The sequence below is a fragment of the Flavonifractor plautii ATCC 29863 genome, from assembly GCF_000239295.1.
Classification (GTDB): Bacteria; Bacillota; Clostridia; order Oscillospirales; family Oscillospiraceae; genus Flavonifractor; species Flavonifractor plautii.
This window is the reverse complement of record NZ_JH417718.1, coordinates 44,380-65,440: the sequence shown is the minus strand read 5'-3', so window position 1 is coordinate 65,440 and position 21,061 is coordinate 44,380. Positions and strand designations below refer to the sequence as shown.

Genomic DNA, 21,061 nt, shown 5'->3' with positions numbered 1-21,061 from the left:
GCCGGCCCAATGGGCCGGCCCTGTTCCGGTGTGTGTGTAAACAGAGAGGTAAGAGAGATGAGAGGAGGTTGATGTCACTTCTTCCTGACGCTGTTGATCTTACGCCGATTTTTCCCTGGATTGGTGAACGGACTATGAACGATCCATAAAGGTATCCTTAAGAATATGATCTTCCACAGAAGAAAGCGCCAAAAAGAAGACACATGTCCTTTTTTTAGAGGCAGTGGCTTGTTATAATGGGGGCAGAATTGGAACGGGAGGTGCGGCCCTATGACCATACGGGAGCTGCTTGCGGAGGAGTCTCCCACGCTGCGCCGGCGGCTGGCATCCCTTTTTTCCGGCCTGCCGGATGAAACACCGGCCAGTCCGCTCTCCTGCGCCGCCGGAGAGGTGGTGGTGCGGCAGGACGCCCCCTGCCGCTGCGTCTATGTGCTGGTGGAGGGCCGGGCCGACGCCTCCGGGCTCCAGCCCGGAGGCCCCTCCCACACCTACTCCGAGTTCGGCCCCCTCACCCTCTTCGGGGAGTACGAGGCCCTGTGCGGGGCAAATTGCTTTCTGGCCGAGGTGCGTGCCAGAACCGCCTGCCGGTTTTGGGTACTCGCCCGGGAGGACTACTTCTCCTGGTTCTTCTCCGGCCGGGACACCACCCTCTCCCGGGTACGGGAGGTGGTGCGCAGCCTGTGGGAGCAGGCCCGGCGGGAGCGGGGTTACCTGTCTCTGGACAGCGACAGCCGCCTTCTCTCCTTCCTGGTCTCCTGGTATGAGGCCAACGCCGGAGGCGGGACGGCCTGCATCCCCATGACTCGCCCGGCCATCGGTGACGAGACCGGGGTGTGCTCCCGCACGGTCAACCGCGGGGTGCGCGCCCTCCGGGAGCGGGGATTCCTCGACATCCAGAGTGGAAAAATTCAGCTCAGCCACACCCAATACCTCCGGCTCCGCGCGGAGCTGGAGCGGCGCCTGGCCGATGGCCGGGCCATACACTGATGGAGGGATTTTCATGTTTCATTCCGACAGCGCCTTTGCCACCCTGACCTCGCAGACCCTTACCCACGAGCAGAAGCTGATGAACCTGGCCAAGGAGGCGGAAAATGCCTTCGACGTGCTGGACATCCCGCCCCGCACCCGCCATTTCTTTGAGACCGGCGCCATCAACGACCTCTTTGAGGGGCACGCCCCCTACCGCCCCCGGTACATTCTGCCCGACTACGGAGCGTTTGTCCGCCAGGGCAGCGCTTTTCTCCGCCTGCCGCCGCCCCAGGATCTGGACGAGCTGCTCTTTTCCCTGATGACGCTCTACCGCCATGTGCCGTCCATCACCAACTTCCCGGTGTACCTGGGCAATCTGGACACCCTCATCGACCCCTTCCTGGACGGCTGGAGCGACGAGGAGGCGCGCAGGAAGCTGCGCCTCTTCCTCAACTATCTGGACCGCACCATCACCGACTCCTTCTGCCACGCCAACCTGGGCCCGGCGGCCACCCGGGCGGGCCGCCTGCTGCTGGAGGTGCTCTCCGAGGTGCAGAACACCGTCCCCAACTTCACGCTGAAGTACGACCCCGAGGTCACCCCCGACGACTTCGCGGAGGCAGCCATCCGCTGTTCCCTGGCCTGCTCCAACCCCGCCCTGTGCAGCCATCCCGCCAACCGGGACACCTTTGACGACTACGGCGTGTCCAGCTGCTACAACATCCTGCCTATCCGGGGCGGCGCCTACACCCTCACCCGGGTCACCCTCACCCGCCTGGTGGACGACGCCCGGGGTGTGGAGCACTTTGTGGAGGAGCTGCTCCCGGAGTGCCTGCGCCTGACGGCCGACTACATGAACGAGCGCATCCGCTTCCTGGTGGAGCAGTCCGGCTTCTTCCCCTCCAGCTTCCTGGTCCAGGAGGGCCTTATCTCCGCCGACCGCTTTCTGCCCATGTTCGGCGTCACCGGTCTGGCCGAGGCGGTCAACCACCTGCTCCGGGACCGGGGGCTGGTGTATGGCCGTGACGGGGAGGCCGACGCGCTGGGCGTGCGCATCATGGAGAAGATCGACGCCGTGGTGAAAACCCTCCCCGCCGCCCACTCCCCCCTGACCGGGAACCACTTCCTGCTCCACGCCCAGGTGGGCCTGGACTCCGACGTGGGCATCACCTCCGGCGTGCGTATCCCCGTGGGGAGTGAGCCGGAGTCCTTTGCCGACCACCTGCGCCACTGCGCCCGGTTCCACCCCTATTTCCCCGCCGGAGTGGGGGACATCTTCCCCATCGCCTCCAATGTGGAGCAGAACCCCGCCGCCCTGCTGGACGTGGTGAAGGGGGCCTTCGCCCTTGGGGTACACTACATGAGCTTCTATTCCGCGGACACCGACCTGGTGCGCATCACCGGCTATCTGGTCAAGCGCAGCGAGATGGAGAAGTTCCGCGCCCACCAGGTGGTGCTCCAGAACACCACCCACCTGGGCACGGCCAACTACGACGTCAACCGCCTGGCCCAGCGAAAGGTGCGGATGGTATGAGCGCCGCCGCGCCAGTCAACCGGATTCTCCCCCTCTCCACCGTGGACGGCCCCGGCTGCCGCGCGGCCGTCTTTCTCCAGGGCTGCAACCTGGCCTGCGCCTACTGCCACAACCCGGAGACCCAGAACCTGTGCACCGGGTGCGGCGCCTGCGTGCCCGCCTGCCCGGCGGGGGCCCTGTCCCTGGAGAGCGGCCGGGTGCGCTGGGTGGCGGAGCGCTGCGCCGGGTGCGATGCCTGCATTCGCCTGTGCCCCCGGTTCGCCTCCCCCAAGGTCACCGTCATGACCGCTTCGGAGGTGCTCTCCGCCCTTGCCCCCAGCCGGCCCTTTATCCGCGGCCTCACCGTCTCCGGCGGGGAGTGTACCCTCTACCCGGACTTTCTCACCGAGCTGTTCACCCTGGCCCGGGCCGGCGGCCTGGGCTGCCTGCTGGACAGCAACGGCATGGTTCCCCTGGCCCCCCTCACCGGGCTGATGGCGGTGTGCGACGGGGTGATGCTGGACGTGAAGGCATGGGAGCCCGCCGTCCACCGGGCCCTGACCGGGGCGGGCAACGCCCCGGTGAAGGAGAATCTGGCCGTTCTGTCCGCCTGCGGCAAGCTGGCGGAGGTGCGGGTGGTGTGCGCTCCGGGCGCGGTGGACGTGGAGGCCGTGCTGGACGGAGTGGCCGCCGCGCTAGGCCCCAGGGCCCCCTCCACCCCCGTCAAGCTGATCACCTTCCGCCCTAACGGGGTGCGCGGCGCTCTGGCCGGCCGCCCCTCCCCCACGCCGGAGCAGATGACTGCCTGGCGGGCGTACGCCCTGAGCGCCGGACTGGGCGCCGTCCTCCTGCGCTGACCGTGCCCCCGCCCTCCCTGGCGGGGGCTTTTCATTCTGCGGCCAACGTTGCGCGTCGGGGGGCAATGTGGTAGAATAAATCAGATATATCTCCCTTTTCGGGTGAACTGGATGGGAAATCGGTCTTTAGGGGGGGCGCGGGGATGCACCGACGCAAAAGCTTTCTGTTCCGCCTGTTTGCGCTGCTGTTTGCCCTGCTGCTGCTGATCACCGCCTCCGTGGAGCTGGCTCTTTACCACTACGCCCGCCAGGTGGTGGGGCAGGAGTACATCCGCCTCAACCAGGCGGGCCTGCGGCAGATCAGCTACACCCTTGGCCAGGGCATGACCGATACCCAGACCCTGGCCAAGCGCATCGCTGAGAGCACACAGCTCATTGAACTGCTCTCCGGCCCTGCCGGAGAGCGGGCGGACGAGGCCGCCCACGAGCTGCTCTACAGCCTGAGCAGCGACTATGTGTGGCAGCGGGGCATCAAAATGCTGATGGACTCCTATGTGGTGGGCTTCAACGGCGTGACCGCCGCCACTTACAGCTCCAGGCAGTTCAACTATGACGCCGTCCTGGCCGACCCCCGGTATGAGCCCCTGTTCAGCGGAACCCAGGACGCCCTGCTGCTGCCCACCACCACCCATCCGGAGGCCACAGGCATCTTTGTCCACTCCTTCCAGTACGCCCAGCTTATCCGGGACCACCTGACTCAGGAGCCGCTTGGGGTGGTCATCCTCAACATCAGCGAGGTCAGCCTGTACTCCCAATATCTGCGGCACCAGAGCGCCGACAACCGATTTTTTCTGACCGACGGGTCGGGCACCATTGTCTCAGCCCGGGACAAGCAGCTCATTGGTTCCATCTACGCCTATACCCCGGAGGAATTGGACGCCCTGGCGGCGGAGACGTCCCTCTCCCGCCGCATTGACGGCGGGCAGATCCGCCTGTATGAACGCATACCGGGGACGGACTGGTATCTGGTGGAGGAGATGAGTGCCTCGGCTGCCTTCGGCACGCTGAATCTGGTACGCAATGGCGCTTTCCTGGCCACCGGCCTGTGCGCCGCCCTGATTCTGGCGGTGCTTCTCTACGCCTACTGGCAGATTCTCCGCCCCATCACCCAGCTCCAGGCCAGCCTGGGCCGGGTCATGGAGGGCCGCCTGGACGAGCGCATCGACGTACGCCGAAAGGACGAATTCGGCCGTATTCAGGAGGCCTTCAACGGTATGGTGGAGCAGATCTCCACCCTTCTGGAGTCGGTCAAACGGGAGGAGCGGGAGAAGCATCTGGCGGAGCTGGATTTTCTCCAGGCCCAGATCAACCCCCACTTCATCTACAATACCCTCAGCTCCATCCGCTTCCTGCTGGAGATGGACAAGGTACAGGAGGCGGGGGAGATGGTGTTCTACTTCTCCAAGCTGCTGCGCCAGACTCTCTCCCGCTCGGTGGAGTTCATCCCCCTGCGGGAGGAGCTGGACACGCTGAAGTGCTATGTGGAGCTCCAGCACCTGCGCTATCCCGATACCTTTGACTACTCCTGCGAGGTGGATGAGGCCCTGCGGGACAACACGCTGCCCAAGCTGCTGCTTCAGCCGGTAGTGGAGAATTCCATCTTCCACGGCGTAGGCCGGCACAAAATCCACATCCGCCTGCGGGGCTGGCTGGAGGGGGACACCCTGATCCTCCGGGTGGAGGACGATGGAGTGGGCATTTCCAAAGACAAGATCGACCAGGTGATGAACAAGGACTTGCAGATTAACCGGGTGGGGCTGAAGAATGTGCAGGAGCGCATCCGCCTCAACTACGGCCCCGGCTACGGGCTGACGGTCACCGGCGGCCCGGCGGGCGGCACGGTGGTCACCTTCCGTCTGCCCCGCACCCGATAGAGAGAGGAGGAGCTCCATGCTTCATATTATGGTAGTGGACGACGAGGCCCCCATCCGGGACTGGCTGGTGTACTGCATCCAGAAGTGTGAGGCGGCCAGCTCCGTCACCTCCGCGGTCAACGGAGAGGAGGCCTACCGCAGGATTTTGGAGCAGAAGCCCAACGTGGTCTTTACCGACATCCGCATGCCGGGAATGGACGGGCTGGAGCTGATGAGTAAAGTCCGGGACATCCTCCCCTTTACGGTGTTCATCATCCTGACCAACTACGCCGAGTTCTCCTACGCCAAGCAGGCCATCTCCCTGGGCGCCCGGGAGTACATCCTCAAGTCGGAGATGCGCTCCTCCGACATTCAGCGCATCGTAGCGGAGATTGCGGCCACTACGGCTAAGATCCGCTCGGAAAAGGTGCATGATGTCCTCCAGGACGGGGTGGTGGACCTCTACGAGATGTACCGCAATTTCGAACAGCCCGGCGCTGTGGCCGCCTTCTGGCAGCGGCAGGGGCTGCGGCCCGGCCAGCCCTATCTGGCCTTTTGCGTGGCCAACGACAGCAGCCTGGACCTGCGGCGGCAGATGGTGGCCCTGGCCTCCGCCTCCCGCGCCCCCTTCTCTGCGGCCGCCATGGTGCAGGAGCACCTCTACCTGCTCCTCCAGTGCCCGGAGGCGGAGGCCCTGCGGGGCTATGCCCTGGACACGGAGGCCGCCCTGGGGGAGTGCCGCCTGCCCGCCGGCGTGTCCGCCCTGTGCACCGACATCGGCCAGCTCATCCGTGTGCTGGGGGAGGCGGCATCGGCTCAAGAGGCCTGCTTCTTCACCGGCGGAGGGGTGGTGCCCTACTCCGCCATTTGCGGCCTGCCCCCCATTGACCGGGAGGCCGCCCACGCCAGAAAGCAGGAGGTGCTGCGCCTCCTGGCCCGCCGCCAGGTGGAGGAGGCCCGCGGGGCGCTCCGGGCCTGGTTCGCCCTGTTCGGCATGGTGGGAGCCGATGACGTGCGCTGGGCGGTGGACACGGTCAACCGCATGGTGATCTCCATGGAGGACTGGTACTACCAGTTCGTCACGCCCCCCGCCGACGGCTGGGAGCCGCCCCAGTCCTTCACCGCCTGCCGCAGCCGCTGCTCCGCCATGCTGGAGCAGGTGCTCCGGGAACGGCGCAGCCGCCACTCCCGGCCCATTGAGACCGCCCTGAGCTATATCCACGCCCACTACGCCCAGCCCATCTCCATGGCGGAGGTGGCCGCCCAGCTCTACCGCTCGCCGGAGCACTTTTCCCGCCAGTTCAAGGAGGAGGTAGGGGAGAACTTCAGCTCCTACCTCACCCGCTACCGGCTGGAGCGGGCCCAGGAGCTGCTCCAGACCACCGATCTGCCCGTCGCCAGCGTGGCGGTACAGACGGGCTATACCACCCCCGGATACTTTTCCCGGCTTTACAAAAAGTACAAAGGCGTGTCCCCGGAGGCGGAGCGCCGGGGGTCAAAATCGTGACAAAAAAATCAAAATTGTGACATTTCCCGCCCCGTGCGGAAAAAGATATCATATTCGTCCCAAAAACGGTCAAGCCTATGGCTCGACCGTTTTTGTTTTCTTTGTTAAACTCAACTTGTAAGCTTGGGCCGGGCACGCCCAAAGTGTCCCTGCTGTGCCGAATGAATTGAAGGAGGAACCCTGTCATGAACGCAAAGAAACTGCTCGCGCTCTCTCTGGCCTGTACCCTCACCCTCGGCCTGTCCGCCTGCGGCGGCGGCCAGGACGCCCCATCTTCCGGCTCCCCCAGCGGCGCCTCTGACGGCGACGCCCTGAAGGTGGGCATCATCCTGTCCACCGGCGGCCTGGGCGACAAGAACTTCAACGATATGACCTACGCCGGCGCCCAGCAGGCGGAAAAAGACTTCGGCATCGAGTTTGACTATGTGGAAACCCAGAGCGCCAGCGACTTCCTGCCCAACTACCGCATGTTCGCCGAGAGCGGCGAGTACGACCTGATCATCGGCCTGGCGGCCGACCAGACCGAGGCCATCAACGAGATCTCCATCGACTTCCCCGAGCAGAAGATCTCCCACATCGACTCCTCCACCGACCTGCCCAACGTCAGCGCCGTCTACACCAAGTGGCAGGAGCAGACCTTCCTGACCGGCGTGGTGGCCGGCCTGGGCACCCTGTCCGGCATGGACAAGGCCAACAGCGAAAACGTGGTGGGCGTCATCCTGGGCCAGGATCAGCCCACCCTGCGCATGGGCGTAGTGGGCTTTGAGGCCGGCGTGCGCTACGTCAACCCCGACTGCGAGGTGCTGGAGGCCGTCGTGGGCGACTTCAACGACCCCGCCAAGGCCAAGGAGATCGCCCTGTCCATGTACAACCGCGGCGCGGACTTCGTCCAGCACATCGCCGGCGCCTCCGGCATGGGCGTCTTCACCGCCGCCAAGGAGGCCGACCGCTATGCCTTCGGCGTGGGCGGCAACCAGAACTACATCGAGCCCGACTACATCGTGGCCACCGCCCTGCGCGACGTGAACACCATCGTCTACAACGAAATCAAGGCCCTGGTGGAGGGCACCTGGGAGCCCGGCGTACACATCAGCGGCATTGCCGAGGGCTCCGTGGGCTTTGACAACACCGACTCCAACGTGGTTCTGCCCGACGACATCGCCGCCGCCGTGGAGGACATCAAGGCCAAGATCACCGCCGGCGAGCTGGTGCCCTGCGAGACCGCCGAGGAGCTGGACGCCTGGGTGGCCGCCAACCAGTACCAGCCCGCGGAGTAAGCGGGACACCCCGGCCCCAGCGGCCGATAATCTGCCGGGAGGCGATGACGTTTGAACGCAGTTGAAATGCGCGGGATTGTCAAGCAGTATCCCCTCGTCCGCGCGATTGACGGCGCCGACTTCACCGTCGAGCAGGGAGAGATCCACTCCCTGCTCGGCGAGAACGGCGCCGGCAAGTCCACCCTCATGAAAATTCTGTACGGCATGACCCCCCCCACCGCCGGAGAGGTGCGCGTCTTCGGCAAGCCGGTCGCCATCACCCGCCCCGCCCAGGCCATCGCCCTGGGCATCGGCATGGTGCACCAGCACTTCATGCTCACCCCGGTCATGACCGTGGCGGAAAACGTGGTCATCGGCAGCGAGCCGGTGCGCGGCGTTTTCTTTGACCGGAAGAAGGCGGAGGCCCAGGTGGCCGCCATGATCGACGAGTATAACTTCCACATCTCCGCCACCGCCAAGGTGGAGACCCTCTCCGTGGGCGAGCAGCAGCGGGTGGAGATCCTGAAGGCCCTCTACCGGGGGGCCGATCTGCTGATCCTGGACGAGCCCACCGCGGTGCTCACCCCCCAGGAGGTGGAGGATCTCTTCCGGGTCATGCGGCAGCTCAAGGCCGCGGGCAAGAGCATCATTATCATTACCCACAAGCTCAAGGAGACCATGGAGATCGCCGACCGGGTGTCGGTGCTGCGCCAGGGCAAAATGATCGAGAGCGGCGTCCCCGTGGCGGGAACCACCATGAACGAGCTGGCCCAGATGATGGTGGGGCGCGACGTGGAGCTGTCCGTCACCCGCCGGGCCGAGCAGGTGGGAGAGGAGAACTTTTCCGTGCGCGGCCTCTCCCTCACCGAGCGGGGCGTGCCCATCCTGCGCGACGTGTGCCTCTCCCTGCGCAAGGGGGAGATTCTGGGCATCGCCGGCATCGAGGGCAACGGCCAGACCGAGCTCATCGAGGTACTCACCGGCCTGCGCCGCCCCGACCATATGGAGCTGTTCAAGGACGGCAAGCCCCTCAGCGGCAACGCCGCCGCCTTCCTGGCCGCCGGCGTGGGCCATGTGCCCGAGGACCGCATGACCCGCGGCCTGGTGCTGGAAATGAGCATCGAGGACAACCTGATTCTGGGCTACCACCGCCGCCCCGCCTTCGCCCGCCGCGGCCTGCGGCTGGCCTCCGCCATCCGCAGATTTGCCGAGCAGGAGCGCACCGAGTTTGCCATCAAGGCCCCCAACGTGCAGGAGCGGTGCAGCGCCCTCTCCGGCGGCAACCAGCAGAAGGTGGTCATCGCCCGGGTGTTCAGCGAAAACCCCGACGTCATCATCGTGGCCCAGCCCACCCGTGGCGTGGACGTGGGCGCCATGGAGTACATTCACCACCGCCTGTTGGATCTGCGGGACGGCGGCAAGTCCATTCTGCTCATCTCCGCCGATCTGGACGAGGTGCGCAGCCTGTCCGACCGTCTGGCGGTCATCTACGGCGGCCGGATCGTGGCCGAGGGCAAGCCGGACACCTGGAGCGACATGGAGATCGGCCTGCTGATGACCGGCGGCAGCCTTGCGCCGGAAAAGGAGGGAACCGCATGAAAAAGCGTGCTCTGAGCGGTCTGCTCAAGCTGGATGGCCCGCTGCTGTCCATTCTCTCCCTGCTTATCGCCATTGTCATCAGCGGCGTCATCATGGCGGTGTGCGGCTACAACCCCATTGAGGCCTTCGGCGCCATCCTGGCCGGCTCCTTCGGCAGCCAGCGCGCCATTGTCCAGACCCTGACCCAGGCCACCCCTCTGATTTTCACCGGCCTGGCCTTCGCCTTCGCCAAGAAGGCCAGCCTCATCAACCTGGGTGCCGAGGGCCAGCTCTACATGGGCGCCCTGGCCTCCGCTGCGGTGGGCATGCTGGATCTGGGCCTGCCCATGGCGCTCCACCTACCCCTGGCGGTGGCGGCCGGCATGGCCGCCGGCGGCCTCTACGCCGGCCTGGTGGGCGTGCTCAAGGTCAAGTTCGGCTCCAACGAGGTCATCGCCACCGTCATGCTCAACTCCATCGCCACCTATCTGGTGGACTACCTGCTCAACGGGCCCATGCTGGCGGAGAACAGCTCGGTGGCCCAGACGGAGCGGGTGCTGGAGACGGCGCAGCTCCCCCGCATCTTCCAGCAGTACCAGCTCACCGTCGCCATCCTTCTGGCAGTGGCGGCCTGTATCCTGGTCAAGCTGTTCATGGACCGCACCGCCCTGGGCTATGAGATCCGCGCGGTGGGCCTCAACCCGGACGCGGCGGAGACCGCCGGCATCAGCAAGGCCAAGGTCACCATCGTGGCCCTGTGCATCAGCGGCTGCATCGCGGGCCTGGCCGGCGCCAGCCATGTGCTGGGCGTGGACCGCCGCCTGATCAACGGCTTCTCCAACGACTACGGCTTCTCCGGCATCTCCGTGGCCGCCCTGGCGGCGGACAGCCCCGTGGGCGTTATCTTCGCCGGCATCGTGTTCGGCGCGCTGCGGGCGGGCACCATGGAGCTCAACCGCACCACCAGCATCCCGGTGGAGTTCGTCAACGTCATCCAGGCCATGGTGGTCATTCTGGTGGCCGCCCCGCTGCTGGTGAAGGAGCTCAAGCGGCTCAACCCCGCGGGCTGGTCCCGCAAGACCAAGAAGGAGGTGGCCTGACATGGGCGTGATTCTCAACAACCTGATTCCCATCATCGGCTCCTCCATCGCCATGTCCATCCCCCTGGTCCTGGCCTCGGTGGGCGGCGCTTTCTCGGTGCGCAGCGGCATCATGGCCCTGGGCCTGGAGAGCATGATGATGATGGGCGCCTTCTTCGGCGTTCTCGGCTCCTACTTCACCGGGAGCGTGCTCTTCGGCTTCCTGCTGGGCATGGTGGGCGGCATGGTCATCGGCCTGTTCCACGGCATCCTGTCCGTGCGCTACAAGGTCAACCAGGTCATCAGCGGCATCGGCCTGAACCTGCTGGCTCTGGCCGTCACCACCCTGCTGATGCAGCTCATCTGGAGTAACAAGGGCTCCACCCCCCAGGTGGCCTCCATCTCCACCACCCTGGACTTCTTTGCCCCCATCCCCGTCATCGGCCCCATTCTGGCCCAGCAGTCCGTCAGCTTCCTTGTGATGGTCGCTGCGGTGGTCGTGGGGTGGATTGTCCTCTTCAAAACCCGCTTCGGCCTGCGCCTGCGCATGGTGGGCGAGAACCCCAAGGCCGCGGCCACCATGGGTCTGCGGGTTCACGGCATCAAGTACTGCGGCGTGCTCATCTGCGGCGCGCTGGCCGGCGTGGGCGGCGCCTACCTGTCCCTGGACCAGTTGGACATGTTCGTGCGCAACATGACCGCCGGCCGCGGCTACATCGCGGTGGCCATCGCCATCCTGGGCCGGTACAACCCCGCGCAGATCGTGCCCTGCGCCCTGCTGTTCGGCTTCTGTGACGCGGTGCAGATCTACCTTCAGGGCGAGGCCTTCCCGCCCCAGATCGTGCAGATGCTCCCCTACATTGTGACCCTGCTGGTGCTGGCCTTCGGTGTCAAGCACATCAAGCCCCCGGCCGGTGTCGGTAAGTACGACGACGAATAGAAAGCTGAGGTTGAGGTATTATGGAACAGATTCAGAACAACCGAGTCATTACCGATCTCTATCGGGAGAACGCCCAGTTCCCCGGCATCGCGCTGGATGGTTCCGACGTCTATCTGTGCTGGCAGCGCTTTGTGGACCGCCACGACAGCCTGATGGCCTCCTGCCGCCGGGGGGACGAGGTGGTGTGGGAGCGCGAGATCTCCGACGGCGGCGAGGTGCTCCACCCCGTCATTCTGGCTCACGGCGGCGCCATCTGGTACGCCTGGAGCGAGTACGCCCGGGAGAATTGGCGCATCCTGGCCCGCTGCTATCGGGACGGCCAGTGGGGCGAGGTGCTCACCGTCGCCTCCGGCGAGGCCCTGTTCTTCCCCCGCCTGTTCACCTGGCAGGGCAAGCTGCATGTCATCTGGACGGAGCAGCACAAGGGCAGCGCGGCCGCCGTGCTGTGCCCCCTGACCGAGGCCGGCCCCGGCGCGGCCGAGACCGTGTCCACGGTGGGCGAGGCCTACCGGGCCGGCGCGGCCGAGGGCGGCGACGGCAACCTCTATGTGGCCTACGACGGCTTTGACGGCAAGCAGTACAAGCTCTTTGCCCGGGCGCGCACCGCCGCGGGCTGGAGTGAGGAGATTGTGGTCAGCCAGGGCGAGGACTGGGCCTCCACCCCGTGGATCGCCGCCAAGCCCGACGGCGCCGTGGTGGGCTGGTACGACTACGGCTATATGGCCGTCTACTCCGTCCGCTCCGCCGACCTCACCGTCCGGGACGGCGCCCTGACCGCGGTCAATCCCCAGTGCCTCAAGGAGGGCGTGGACTGGTATCTGGATCTCCACGTGGCCTCCAACTCCTCCGGCCTTCAGGCCATGGCCTACACCCGCAGCAAGTACGACGTGCTGGTGTGCACCCGCCGGGGCAGCGAGCCCTGGAGCCGTCCGGTGCTGATGTCCTACGGCGACGGCCACTGCGGCGTCCACCCCAAGCTGCTGGTGGACGAGGACGACACCATCCATCTGATGTGGCAGTTCGGCTTCAAGAACGGCCACATGGAGCGCACGCCCAGGTGATCTACAACCACCTCACCCCCCCCGAGCTGGCCCAGCAGCCCGACTATGTGGCACCCCCCAGCGACTTCACCCAGCCCATCCCCGCCAACGCCGACAAGCGCCTGGACGAGCACCCCGCCGACGTGGTGCGCGCCTGGCTGGACAAAAACGGCTACGAGAACCTGTCCGTCTACTTTGGCGACATCCACGGCCAGAGCGGCCTGTCCGACGGCATGGGCGAGGTGGACCAGTACTATCACCGGGCCCGGGACAAGGCCCGTCTGGACTTCACCGCCCTCACCGACCACGACTGCTACCCCGACTGGACGACCCAGTCCGAGTGGGAACTGCTGCGCACCAACTGCCGCCTGATGAACAAGGACGGCGAGCTGGCCTGCCTTCTGGCCTACGAGTGGACTCCCAACGAGTACAAGTACGACTACGGCCACAAGAACGTGTACTACCGGGGCGACGAGGGCGAGATCTTCCGCTCCGGCGACAAGGGCGGCATGACCCCCACCGACCTCTACAACAGCATCCGTGCCTACAAGGCCCTCTGCATCCCCCACCACCCCGCCGCGGACTGGGTGATGGTGAGCGCCGCCACCGACTGGAACTTCCACGATCCCGAGGTGCAGCGCGCCGTGGAGATCTACTCCCGCCACGCCCCCTTCGAGACCTTTGAGGCCCGCTCCAAGTTCACCAAGAACATCAAGAAGATGGAGCGGTGCAGCGTGCAGGACGCCCTGGCCCGGGGCTACCGGATGGGCTTCACCGCCGGCAGCGACTCCCACCAGACCGAGCACGGCGTGGAGGGCGGCATTGTGGCCGCCTTCGTCCCCGCCCTCAAGCGGGAGTACGTGTGGGACGCCATCTATGACCGCCTGACCTACGGCACCACCGGCGCCCGCATCCTGGTCTCCCTGAAGATCAACTCCGCCCCTATGGGCAGCGAGGTCAAGGCCATCGGCGACGCCCCCGTCACCATCGAGGGCAGCGTCCTGGGCACCGACACCGTCACCGTGGAGCTGCTGCGGGACAATCAGGTCATCCAGACCTGGGCCTGCGCGGGCAATGCCTGCGACTTCACCCTGGAGGACACCGCCGGGAGCGGCGCCTGCTACTACCTGCGCGTCACCCAGAAGGACGAGCACATGGCCTGGTCCAGCCCCATCTGGGTGGATCGCGCCTGATCCCCTTGCGTATCAAAAAAGCGGAACGGCTATGCCGTTCCGCTTTTTCAATTTGCCGAAGCAGCGTTTCGGCAGGACTCCGGACATTATGCCATTCCGGTTCTGCGCCGGCGCGTTCGGCGGCGCGGGGACTCCGGCCGCCGCTTGGGGAGAGCCGGGGGCCGCAGGGCCACGCTCCCGCCGTCCTTGGCGGCTGAGACCAGGTAGCCGTAGACCCGCAGCTTCTGTTCGTCATAGAGGTCCAGCGCCTGATAGAGCTGCTTGTAGGCGGCGAACATGGTGCGCTTCATCTCCACCGTCCGGGCCAGGGTGGCCTGGGTGGCCACCAGGCTGCCCGGCCGCTTCACATAGCAGTAGACCGGCTGGGCGGTGGCGGCGATCAGCCGGGCCCGGCGGATGTACTCCAGGTTGAAGAGGAAATCCTCGCACCAGCTCACCTCCGGATCGCACCGCAGGCGGCCCTCCTCCACAATGGAGCGTCGGTAGAGCTTGTTCCACAGCACGCCGTAGTAGAAGTTGGCCGGGGCCTTGAGCATCTCCTCCGCGAATTCCCGGCGGGTGAACACCCCGTCCCGGCGGATGTGGCCCTGGAGGGCCTTACGGGTGCCGGCCACCCGCCAGAAGCGGCCGATCACCAGATCGGCCCCGGTGGCCCCGGCGGTGCGTGCCAGCCGCTCGGTGGCGGCGGAGGGCAGGTAGTCGTCCCCGTCCACAAACTGGAGGTACTGCCCTGTGGCCCGCTCCAGGGCGGCATTGCGGGCGGCGGATACCCCGGCGTTGGCCTGGTGGAGCACGTGAAAGCGGGAGTCGGCGGCGGCCCGGGCGTCACAGAGGGCGGGGCTGGCGTCGGTGGAGCCGTCGTCCACCAGCCACACCTCCAGGTTCTCCCACGTCTGGGCGGCAATGGAGTCCAGGCAGTTGTCCAGATAGGGCTCCGCGTTGTAGACCGGCACGATAATGCTGATGAGGGGCTGCTCCACAGTTCACGCTCCTTCCGGCCGGGGCGTCAGCAGCCAGCCTGTCATGGGCGGGAGCGTCTGCTCCCCCTGTTCCAGGGCCGCCCCGGTCATCCAGTCCCGGGCGGGCCAGGGCAGATCAATGGGCTCCGGCCGTTCGCCGGCGTTGACGGCGGCCAGTACACTCCCCTCGGCCCCGGTGCGGAGGAAAGAGAGTACCCGTCCCCGGGTGAGCGTCCAGGCCAGCTCCCCCCGGCGCAGGGCGGGCAGCGCCCGGCGGGCCTTCCCCAAGGCGGTGTACCACTCCAGCAGCTCGCCGTCCTCCCGGCCCCAGGGATAGGTGCGGCGGTTGAAGGGGTCTTCAAAGCCCTCCGTCCCCGCCTCGTCCCCGTAGTAGACCATGGGGGAGCCGGGGAAGGCAAAGAGCACCAGGGCCCCCAGCTTCAGCCGGGCCTTTCCCAGGGCGTACTGGTCGGGGGACATGCGGAAGGCCGCCCGCCAGTCCTTGTCGTGCTCCCGCCCGTCGCCCCCCGTGCCCAGCAGGGTGAGGATGCGGGGGGTGTCGTGGGTACCCAGGAAGTTCATGGCCGAGCGCCAGGCGAAGGGCGGGTAGTTCTCCCGCAGGGTCTCCATGGCCTGCCGGAAGCGGAAGGCGTCCTCGCCCAGCAGGAAGGAGAGCAGGGCGTTTCGGAAGGGGTAGTTCATCAGCCCGTCGCAGTGTCCCCCCAGGATGTGCCGGCGGCGCACGCCGTAGGCGATCTTGTTGGAGCCGTCCTCCCACACCTCGCCGATGATCACCGCCTCCGGCTTGGCCTGCCGGGCGGCGGCGTGGATGCCGTGGATAAAGTCGTCGGGCAGCTCATCGGCCACATCCAGCCGCCAGCCGTCCGCCCCGGCGGCCAGCCAGCGGCGGATGATGCTGTCCGCGCCGCCGAAGATATACCGGCGGTAGGAGGGGTCGGCCTCATTGACGGCGGGGAGAGAGTAGATGCCCCACCAGGAGTCGTATTTGTCCGGCCAGTGTGAGAAGTGGTACCAGGGGTAATAGGGGCTGTCCTGGGACTGAACGGCCCCTATGCTCTCATAGGAGCCGTCGCCGTTGAAATAGCGGCTGACAAAGCCCTGGTGGTTGAACACGCCGTCCAGCACCACCCGCATGCCCAGGGCGTGGGCCTCGGCGCACAGGGCGCGGAAGTCGGCCTCGGTGCCCAGCATGGGGTCGATCTTCTCATAGTCCCCGGTGCCGTAGCGGTGGTTCTCCGGGGCCTCGAAGATGGGGCAGAAGTAGAGGGTATCCACCCCCAGGCCCCGCAGGTAGCCCAGCTTCTCCCGCACGCCGGCCAGATCGCCGCCGAAGAAGTCCCGGTTGCGCACCTCGCCGTTCGAGTCGGGGCGGTAGACCGGCTCCTCCTCCCAGCCGGTGTGGACGCTCCGCCCCCCCACCATGCCGGTGGGATCGGGAACCCGGGTGCGGCGGAAGCGGTCAGGGAAGATCTGATAGGTGACGCCCTCTCCGAACCAGGCAGGCACCTCCTCCGCCCCGTCGTATACCGTGAGCTGGAAGGGCCCCAGCTCCTCCCTGCGGCCGTCCAGGCCCTCCAGGCGGAAGGAGTACCACACCAGGCCCACATAGTCCCCGGTCTCCAGGGCGATGTCAAACACATCCCGGTCCCCCTCCAGGCCCCGCCAGGGCATGGGCAGCTCCCGGCGCTCCTCGTCCCGGTGCTCAAAGTAGGCGATGAGTGTGGCGGCAGAAAATCCCCCGGCCCGGGGCGGGCGGAGGGCCAGCTCTACCCGGGTGCCGGAGGGTACGGCGCCATAGGGGCGCTTATACCGGCTGTCCCGGCTGTCAAAGGTCTGGGGATCACACACAAGGAACGGCTCCCTTCAGCGGAGCAGGGTGTTCTCGGCGTCCACCGATTCCACCGTATGCTCCGCGCTGAAATAGTAGTTGACAATCTCGCCGGCAGCCTGGGCCAGATTTCCGCCCGAGGCACCGCCCTCCACCACGATGGAGATGACGATCTCCGGGTCGTCATAAGGGGCGAACAGGGTGAAGACGGCGTCGGCCTCCTTGTCCGCCGAGCCCACCTGGGCGGAGCCGGTCTTGGCGCCCACCTCCACCGCCAGGTTGCTCAGGTACTGGTCCACGGTGCTCTTGGGGTCGTTGGCCACCTCCCACATGCCCCGCTTCACCGCCTCCACGTTGGCGGGGTCGAGAGCAATGTGGTTTTTCACCTCGGGCTGCTGCTCATACACCGTCTCCGAGTAGTCGCTGGACTTGACGGACTTGAGCAGGTGGGGCACGAAGTGATCGCCGCCGTTGAGCAGGGTAACGATATAGTTGGCCAGCTGAAGGGGGGTAACCTGGGTGTTGTCCTGGCCGATGGCGGCGTTGAGCAGGTTGCCGCCGTACCACTCCACCCCCAGGGCCTCGCTGGTGGCCGGTCCGGCCACATGGCCCTTCACCTCGGGCAGTTCGATACCGGTGTACTCTCCCAGGCCGAACAGGGAAGCGTACTCGTCAATCTTGTCAATGCCCAGCCGGTGGCCCATGGTGTAAAAGTAGATGTTGCAGGAGTCCCGCAGGGCGTCGGCCAGATCCTCCCACCCGTGGTTGCCTCCGTACTGGCGGTAGATCCAGCACTGGGGATGGAAATCGCCGTAGGGGTAGTGCTCCTCCTCGGGGAGCTGGAGGCGGCCGGTGTCCTGAATTTTCTCCGTGGGCGTGGTCAGTCCCTCCTCCAGCGCGGCGATGGCCACCAGCGGTTTGAAGGTGGAACCGGGATAGTAAAACTCCTGGGTGGCTCGGTTGGTAAAGGGCCTCAGCGGGTTATCCCTGGCCTCGTTAAAGAGGGCGGTGTTGCTGTAGATCTGGGACAGATCGTAGGTGGGATAGGAGGCCATCGCCAGGATCTCCCCTGTCTTGACGCTCTCCACCACAACCGCGCCGCCCCCGGTATCCTCCGACTCCAGAGTCTCGATGGTGTTGGCCAGAATCTCCTCCACCTTCTCCTGGAGGCGGAGGTCCAGAGTGAGCAGAACGTTGTCCCCCGGCTTGGGGATCTGCTCCTCTCCGGTCTCGGGGTCGATGCGCCAGTACTCGCTTACCACCTTTCCGCTGGTGGACAGCTCCTGGATCTGAACCCCTGACTCCCCACGCAGATACTCCTCAAAGGCGTTCTCCGCCCCGTCGATGCCCACCTTGTCGTTCATGCTGTAGCCCTGCTCCCGGTAGTAGTCCCAGTTGCTGGACTGGATGTCTCCCACATGGCCCAGCAGGTGGGCTGCGGCTACAGTGTTGTACTGACGGACGGTGGTGGTTTCGATGGTAACGCCGGTAAGCCGGCGCTCTTTCACCGCAGAGATGACATCAATATTCACATCCTGGGCAAAGATGTACGCCTGCTGGTTGATGCTGTAGGTGCGCAGATTGGTCTCGTAGAGCACGCCGATCAGGGCCCGGGCGTCGGCGTCCGACCAGGACGGGTCAATCTCAAAGTAGGTGCGCAGGGCGGCGATCAGCTCCTCCGCCGTGGGCCCGGCGGGGATATCGTCCAGGGTCTTGGCGGCCTCTACCTGCTCGGTGGTAGGCAGGTTCAGGCTGCTTTTCAGCTCCTTTTTCATGGGAAGGGCGTTGAGCAGCCGTCCCAGCCGGGTCAGGGCCACGCCGCCCCCCTCCTTCTCGTAGGCCAGAGGGGTGTCGCTGGTGTAGGTGAAGGGGGCTGCCGTTGAGACGGCCAGGGTGTCGGTCCAGGTCAGGCCGTTGTCCCGGCAGATGTTGAGCAGCTCCAGCAGGTTGGCGTTGCGCACTGCCTCCTCCCCCATCACACCGGTATTCAGCGTGAGCTGGTAGGTGGCACGGTTGGTCACCATGCTCCGGCCGTAGCGGTCCAGCAGCTCCCCACGGGCGGCCTCCACCGTCTTCCGGTTGGCAATCTTGACCACGCTCTGGGCCCGGTAGTCGTCCACATGGAGCACCTGCAGGTTGTAGAGCACCCCAAAAAACAGCAGCAGCAGTGCCGTAAGCACCACCAGGATGGCGAGGGTGCGGCGGTTGAATTGTCTGCCCTCCATGGCGGGCCCCCTTTTTCAGTCTATGAGGCCACCCCGCGTTCGATGGCGGGGCGGCCTGTCTTTACAGCACGGTTTTTTTCGGCACCCGGCGGAACACCCACAGGAACAGGGCGTACACTGGGAACACAAAGACCAGGGACCAGAGAATCTCCCGTCCGGCCAGGCCGAGCATGGCGGCCAGCTCCCCCCGCCCGGCCAGCAGGCGGGCGGCGATGCGCACCCCGTCGATGAGCGCCAGCGCCGCGAAGGAGCACAACAGGCAGCCCACCAGGTTCTGGCGCAGCACATACTGGGCCAGGGCGCCGGCCCCCACGCCGATGAGGCACAGCCCCACCGTCATGGCTCCGTCGGTGTTGAAGTAGGCCGCGTCGCACAGGATGCCCACGAACAGGCCGAAGCCCGCCCCCGCTGTGGTGCCCTCCAGCACCGCCACGCACACGGCAGCCAGGGGCAGGAGCATAGGGGCCACCCCAAAGAGGGGAAAGCGGTTGAGCACAAACAGCTCCAGGAACCATACGGGCACCAAAGCCAGGGCGTATACGCCCCATTTAATGAGAAAATCCTGTCTGGTCACCGGCGCTTCCCCCCTTTCCGGCCACGTCCCATTTATTCGTTGACGGTAAAGTCGGTGATCACAAAGACCTGCTGGAGGCCGTCCAGATCGGTCTCCGGCGCAATAACGGCGTAGCGGGTCATGCCGGAGGCGTCGGTGCGCACCTCCTCCACGTGCCCGGCCACCAGTCCGGCGGGGTATACCCCGCCCCGGCCGGAGGTGGTCACCAGATCCCCGGCAATGAGCTCGCTGTTCTCCGGCAGATAAGTCAGCTTGAGCCTGCCCTCCCCCATGAGGGCAAAGTCTCCCTCCAGGATGGCCGCGCCGCCGGTTCGGGCGAGCTGGCCGCCCATCTCGGTGTCCGAGTCAACGAGGGTACGCACGGTGGCCCAGTTCTCCCCCACCTCTGCCACCACGCCCACCAGGTTCCAGTACTCGTCCACCACGCAGTCGTCTACGGCAATCCCCGCGGCGCTGCCCTTGCCAATGGTGAGGGTGGACTCCCAGTTGGAGGTGGAGCGGGCGGTGACCATGGCGGCGGCCTTGTCGCAGGACCACTCCTTGGGCTGGAGCTCCAGCAGGTTGCGCAGGCGCTCGTTCTCCTGGAGGGCGGCCTCCGCCTCCCGGGCCTGGGCCTCCAGCTCGGCGTTGCGCTGTTTCAGCCCGGCCAGCTCCTCCTTCATCTGCTCCAGCTCGAAAGCATCGTTGTACTTCTCCTCCGCCCAGTTGGTCACCGCGGTAATGCCGTTGCGCACCGGCGTGGTGACGATTCCCACCAGGTTGGACAGGGGGTCGGCCACACCGCCGAACAGCATCGACACCACCGCCGTCACCAGGGCCAGCAGAATGGCTGCGATTAAAATCAGGATTCCGTTGTGCCGGAAAAAATCCTTCACGTCTGTCCGTTCCCTCTCTCTCAGTCGCTGTCCCGCTCGCCCGCCGCCAGGCGCAGGCAGTCCACGCCGAGCTGGCGCAGGATGCCGCCCAGGCGGCACACGGGCAGGCCCATGACATTGTAGTAATCCCCCTGGATGCCTTCAATGAGCAGAGCCCCAAAGCCCTGGATGCCGTAAGCCCCCGCCTTGTCCATGGGCTCTCCGGTCTGGATGTAGCAGGAGATCTCCTCCTCGCTCAGCTCCCGGAAGGCGACGGTGGTCTCCTCGCTGACGGTGTGCCGCTCCTCCCCCCGCAGGACGGTAAGGCCGGTATAGACCTGGTGGCGGCAGCCGGAGAGGGTGGAGAGCATCTTGAAAGCCTCTAGCTCATCCGCGGGCTTGCCCAGCACCGCCCCGTCCAGGGCCACCACCGTATCGGCGGCGATCACCACCGCATCCATGCCCGCCTGCTCCCGCACGGCCCGGGCCTTCTCCGCCGAGATGCGGCGCACCAGCTCCTCCGGGGGCAGCTCCCGCTCCATGTGCTCGTCAATATCGGGGGTGACGATGCGAAAGTTCTTTACCCCCATGCGCTCCAAAAGCTCCCGCCGCCGGGGCGACTGGGAGGCCAGAATGATCTCCATACTTCTGTTCCTTTCCTGATTGGCCGGAGGGGCGCGGCAGCCGCGGCGCTCCGCCCGGTTCCATGATCTTTCGCGGGCGGGTGTGGGCGCCCGCCCCTACACATCCCGGCGGCCTGCATCAGTTCGCTGTCTCTGCCCTGTAGGGGCGGCCCTTGTGGCCGCCCGCGGGCG

General features: G+C 66.0%; 17 protein-coding genes. 11 read left to right on the top strand and 6 right to left on the bottom strand.

Going from position 1 to position 21,061, the window contains the following annotated elements; genetic code table 11:
* Window positions 1-270: 270 nt before the first annotated feature.
* From HMPREF0372_RS07050 to HMPREF0372_RS20520, 11 genes are all read left to right on the top strand, one after another.
* On the top strand, window positions 271-987 hold the full coding sequence (locus tag HMPREF0372_RS07050) for a Crp/Fnr family transcriptional regulator (protein ID WP_007490172.1): 717 nt from the start codon (window positions 271-273) through the stop codon (window positions 985-987).
* Between the two features lie 13 nt (window positions 988-1,000).
* Window positions 1,001-2,503: a YjjI family glycine radical enzyme gene (locus HMPREF0372_RS07045; RefSeq protein ID WP_039996837.1), complete on the top strand. Its 1,503-nt coding sequence runs from the start codon at window positions 1,001-1,003 to the stop codon at window positions 2,501-2,503.
* Window positions 2,500-3,339, top strand: a complete 840-nt coding sequence (locus HMPREF0372_RS07040; RefSeq protein ID WP_007490170.1) for a YjjW family glycine radical enzyme activase — start codon at window positions 2,500-2,502, stop codon at window positions 3,337-3,339. Before HMPREF0372_RS07045 ends, HMPREF0372_RS07040 begins: the two co-directional genes overlap by 4 nt.
* 143 nt (window positions 3,340-3,482) lie before the next feature.
* Window positions 3,483-5,213: a cache domain-containing sensor histidine kinase gene (locus tag HMPREF0372_RS07035; RefSeq protein ID WP_007490169.1), complete on the top strand. Its 1,731-nt coding sequence runs from the start codon at window positions 3,483-3,485 to the stop codon at window positions 5,211-5,213.
* 16 nt (window positions 5,214-5,229) lie between these two features.
* Complete coding sequence (locus HMPREF0372_RS07030) at window positions 5,230-6,699, top strand: response regulator transcription factor (RefSeq protein WP_007490168.1); 1,470 nt, start codon at window positions 5,230-5,232, stop codon at window positions 6,697-6,699.
* 185 nt (window positions 6,700-6,884) lie between these two features.
* Complete coding sequence (locus HMPREF0372_RS07025; protein WP_007490167.1) at window positions 6,885-7,976, top strand: BMP family lipoprotein; 1,092 nt, start codon at window positions 6,885-6,887, stop codon at window positions 7,974-7,976.
* 66 nt (window positions 7,977-8,042) lie between these two features.
* Window positions 8,043-9,554 (top strand): ABC transporter ATP-binding protein, encoded by a 1,512-nt coding sequence (locus HMPREF0372_RS07020; RefSeq protein ID WP_007490164.1) that lies wholly within the window; start codon window positions 8,043-8,045, stop codon window positions 9,552-9,554.
* A complete protein-coding gene (locus HMPREF0372_RS07015) occupies window positions 9,551-10,633 on the top strand; it encodes an ABC transporter permease (protein WP_007490163.1) in 1,083 nt (360 codons plus the stop codon). The genes HMPREF0372_RS07020 and HMPREF0372_RS07015 overlap by 4 nt, the downstream gene beginning before the upstream one ends.
* A gap of 1 nt (window position 10,634) precedes the next feature.
* On the top strand, window positions 10,635-11,552 hold the full coding sequence (locus HMPREF0372_RS07010; RefSeq protein ID WP_007490161.1) for an ABC transporter permease: 918 nt from the start codon (window positions 10,635-10,637) through the stop codon (window positions 11,550-11,552).
* A 20-nt stretch (window positions 11,553-11,572) separates the two neighbouring features.
* On the top strand, window positions 11,573-12,613 hold the full coding sequence (locus HMPREF0372_RS20525; RefSeq protein WP_007490160.1) for a hypothetical protein: 1,041 nt from the start codon (window positions 11,573-11,575) through the stop codon (window positions 12,611-12,613).
* Window positions 12,610-13,785 (top strand): CehA/McbA family metallohydrolase, encoded by a 1,176-nt coding sequence (locus HMPREF0372_RS20520; protein ID WP_007490159.1) that lies wholly within the window; start codon window positions 12,610-12,612, stop codon window positions 13,783-13,785. Before HMPREF0372_RS20525 ends, HMPREF0372_RS20520 begins: the two co-directional genes overlap by 4 nt.
* 86 nt (window positions 13,786-13,871) lie before the next feature.
* Here HMPREF0372_RS20520 and HMPREF0372_RS07000 read toward each other — a convergent pair whose 3' ends face one another.
* The 6 genes from HMPREF0372_RS07000 to HMPREF0372_RS06975 all read right to left on the bottom strand — a co-directional run bounded on the left by HMPREF0372_RS07000 (window position 13,872) and on the right by HMPREF0372_RS06975 (window position 20,890).
* Window positions 13,872-14,765, bottom strand: coding sequence for a glycosyltransferase family 2 protein (locus HMPREF0372_RS07000; protein ID WP_007490158.1), 894 nt, complete (start codon window positions 14,763-14,765; stop codon window positions 13,872-13,874).
* A 3-nt stretch (window positions 14,766-14,768) separates the two neighbouring features.
* A complete protein-coding gene (locus tag HMPREF0372_RS06995) occupies window positions 14,769-16,613 on the bottom strand; it encodes a glycoside hydrolase family 13 protein (protein ID WP_007490157.1) in 1,845 nt (614 codons plus the stop codon).
* A 15-nt stretch (window positions 16,614-16,628) separates the two neighbouring features.
* Window positions 16,629-18,818 (bottom strand): penicillin-binding transpeptidase domain-containing protein, encoded by a 2,190-nt coding sequence (locus tag HMPREF0372_RS06990; protein WP_007490156.1) that lies wholly within the window; start codon window positions 18,816-18,818, stop codon window positions 16,629-16,631.
* 61 nt (window positions 18,819-18,879) lie between these two features.
* Window positions 18,880-19,392 carry a rod shape-determining protein MreD gene (gene mreD, locus HMPREF0372_RS06985; protein ID WP_007490154.1) on the bottom strand — a complete coding sequence of 171 codons (513 nt, stop codon included), beginning with the start codon at window positions 19,390-19,392 and terminating at the stop codon, window positions 18,880-18,882.
* Window positions 19,393-19,424: 32 nt separating this feature from the next.
* A complete protein-coding gene (gene mreC, locus HMPREF0372_RS06980; RefSeq protein ID WP_007490152.1) occupies window positions 19,425-20,267 on the bottom strand; it encodes a rod shape-determining protein MreC in 843 nt (280 codons plus the stop codon).
* A 20-nt stretch (window positions 20,268-20,287) separates the two neighbouring features.
* Window positions 20,288-20,890 carry a Maf family protein gene (locus tag HMPREF0372_RS06975; protein WP_007490150.1) on the bottom strand — a complete coding sequence of 201 codons (603 nt, stop codon included), beginning with the start codon at window positions 20,888-20,890 and terminating at the stop codon, window positions 20,288-20,290.
* Between the last annotated feature and the right edge of the window lie 171 nt (window positions 20,891-21,061).

What these genes read in the sequence shown, in the direction of transcription:
- HMPREF0372_RS07035 (WP_007490169.1), top strand. Translation starts at nt 3,483, where the DNA reads ATGCACCGACGCAAAAGCTTTCTGTTCCGCCTGTTTGCGCTGCTGTTT.
- HMPREF0372_RS07010 (WP_007490161.1), top strand. Translation starts at nt 10,635, where the DNA reads ATGGGCGTGATTCTCAACAACCTGATTCCCATCATCGGCTCCTCCATC.
- HMPREF0372_RS06990 (WP_007490156.1), bottom strand. Translation starts at nt 18,818, where the DNA reads ATGGAGGGCAGACAATTCAACCGCCGCACCCTCGCCATCCTGGTGGTG.
- HMPREF0372_RS20525 (WP_007490160.1), top strand. Translation starts at nt 11,573, where the DNA reads ATGGAACAGATTCAGAACAACCGAGTCATTACCGATCTCTATCGGGAG.
- HMPREF0372_RS07020 (WP_007490164.1), top strand. Translation starts at nt 8,043, where the DNA reads ATGCGCGGGATTGTCAAGCAGTATCCCCTCGTCCGCGCGATTGACGGC.
- HMPREF0372_RS07030 (WP_007490168.1), top strand. Translation starts at nt 5,230, where the DNA reads ATGCTTCATATTATGGTAGTGGACGACGAGGCCCCCATCCGGGACTGG.
- HMPREF0372_RS07015 (WP_007490163.1), top strand. Translation starts at nt 9,551, where the DNA reads ATGAAAAAGCGTGCTCTGAGCGGTCTGCTCAAGCTGGATGGCCCGCTG.
- HMPREF0372_RS07050 (WP_007490172.1), top strand. Translation starts at nt 271, where the DNA reads ATGACCATACGGGAGCTGCTTGCGGAGGAGTCTCCCACGCTGCGCCGG.
- HMPREF0372_RS07040 (WP_007490170.1), top strand. Translation starts at nt 2,500, where the DNA reads ATGAGCGCCGCCGCGCCAGTCAACCGGATTCTCCCCCTCTCCACCGTG.
- HMPREF0372_RS06975 (WP_007490150.1), bottom strand. Translation starts at nt 20,890, where the DNA reads ATGGAGATCATTCTGGCCTCCCAGTCGCCCCGGCGGCGGGAGCTTTTG.
- HMPREF0372_RS07025 (WP_007490167.1), top strand. Translation starts at nt 6,885, where the DNA reads ATGAACGCAAAGAAACTGCTCGCGCTCTCTCTGGCCTGTACCCTCACC.
- HMPREF0372_RS07045 (WP_039996837.1), top strand. Translation starts at nt 1,001, where the DNA reads ATGTTTCATTCCGACAGCGCCTTTGCCACCCTGACCTCGCAGACCCTT.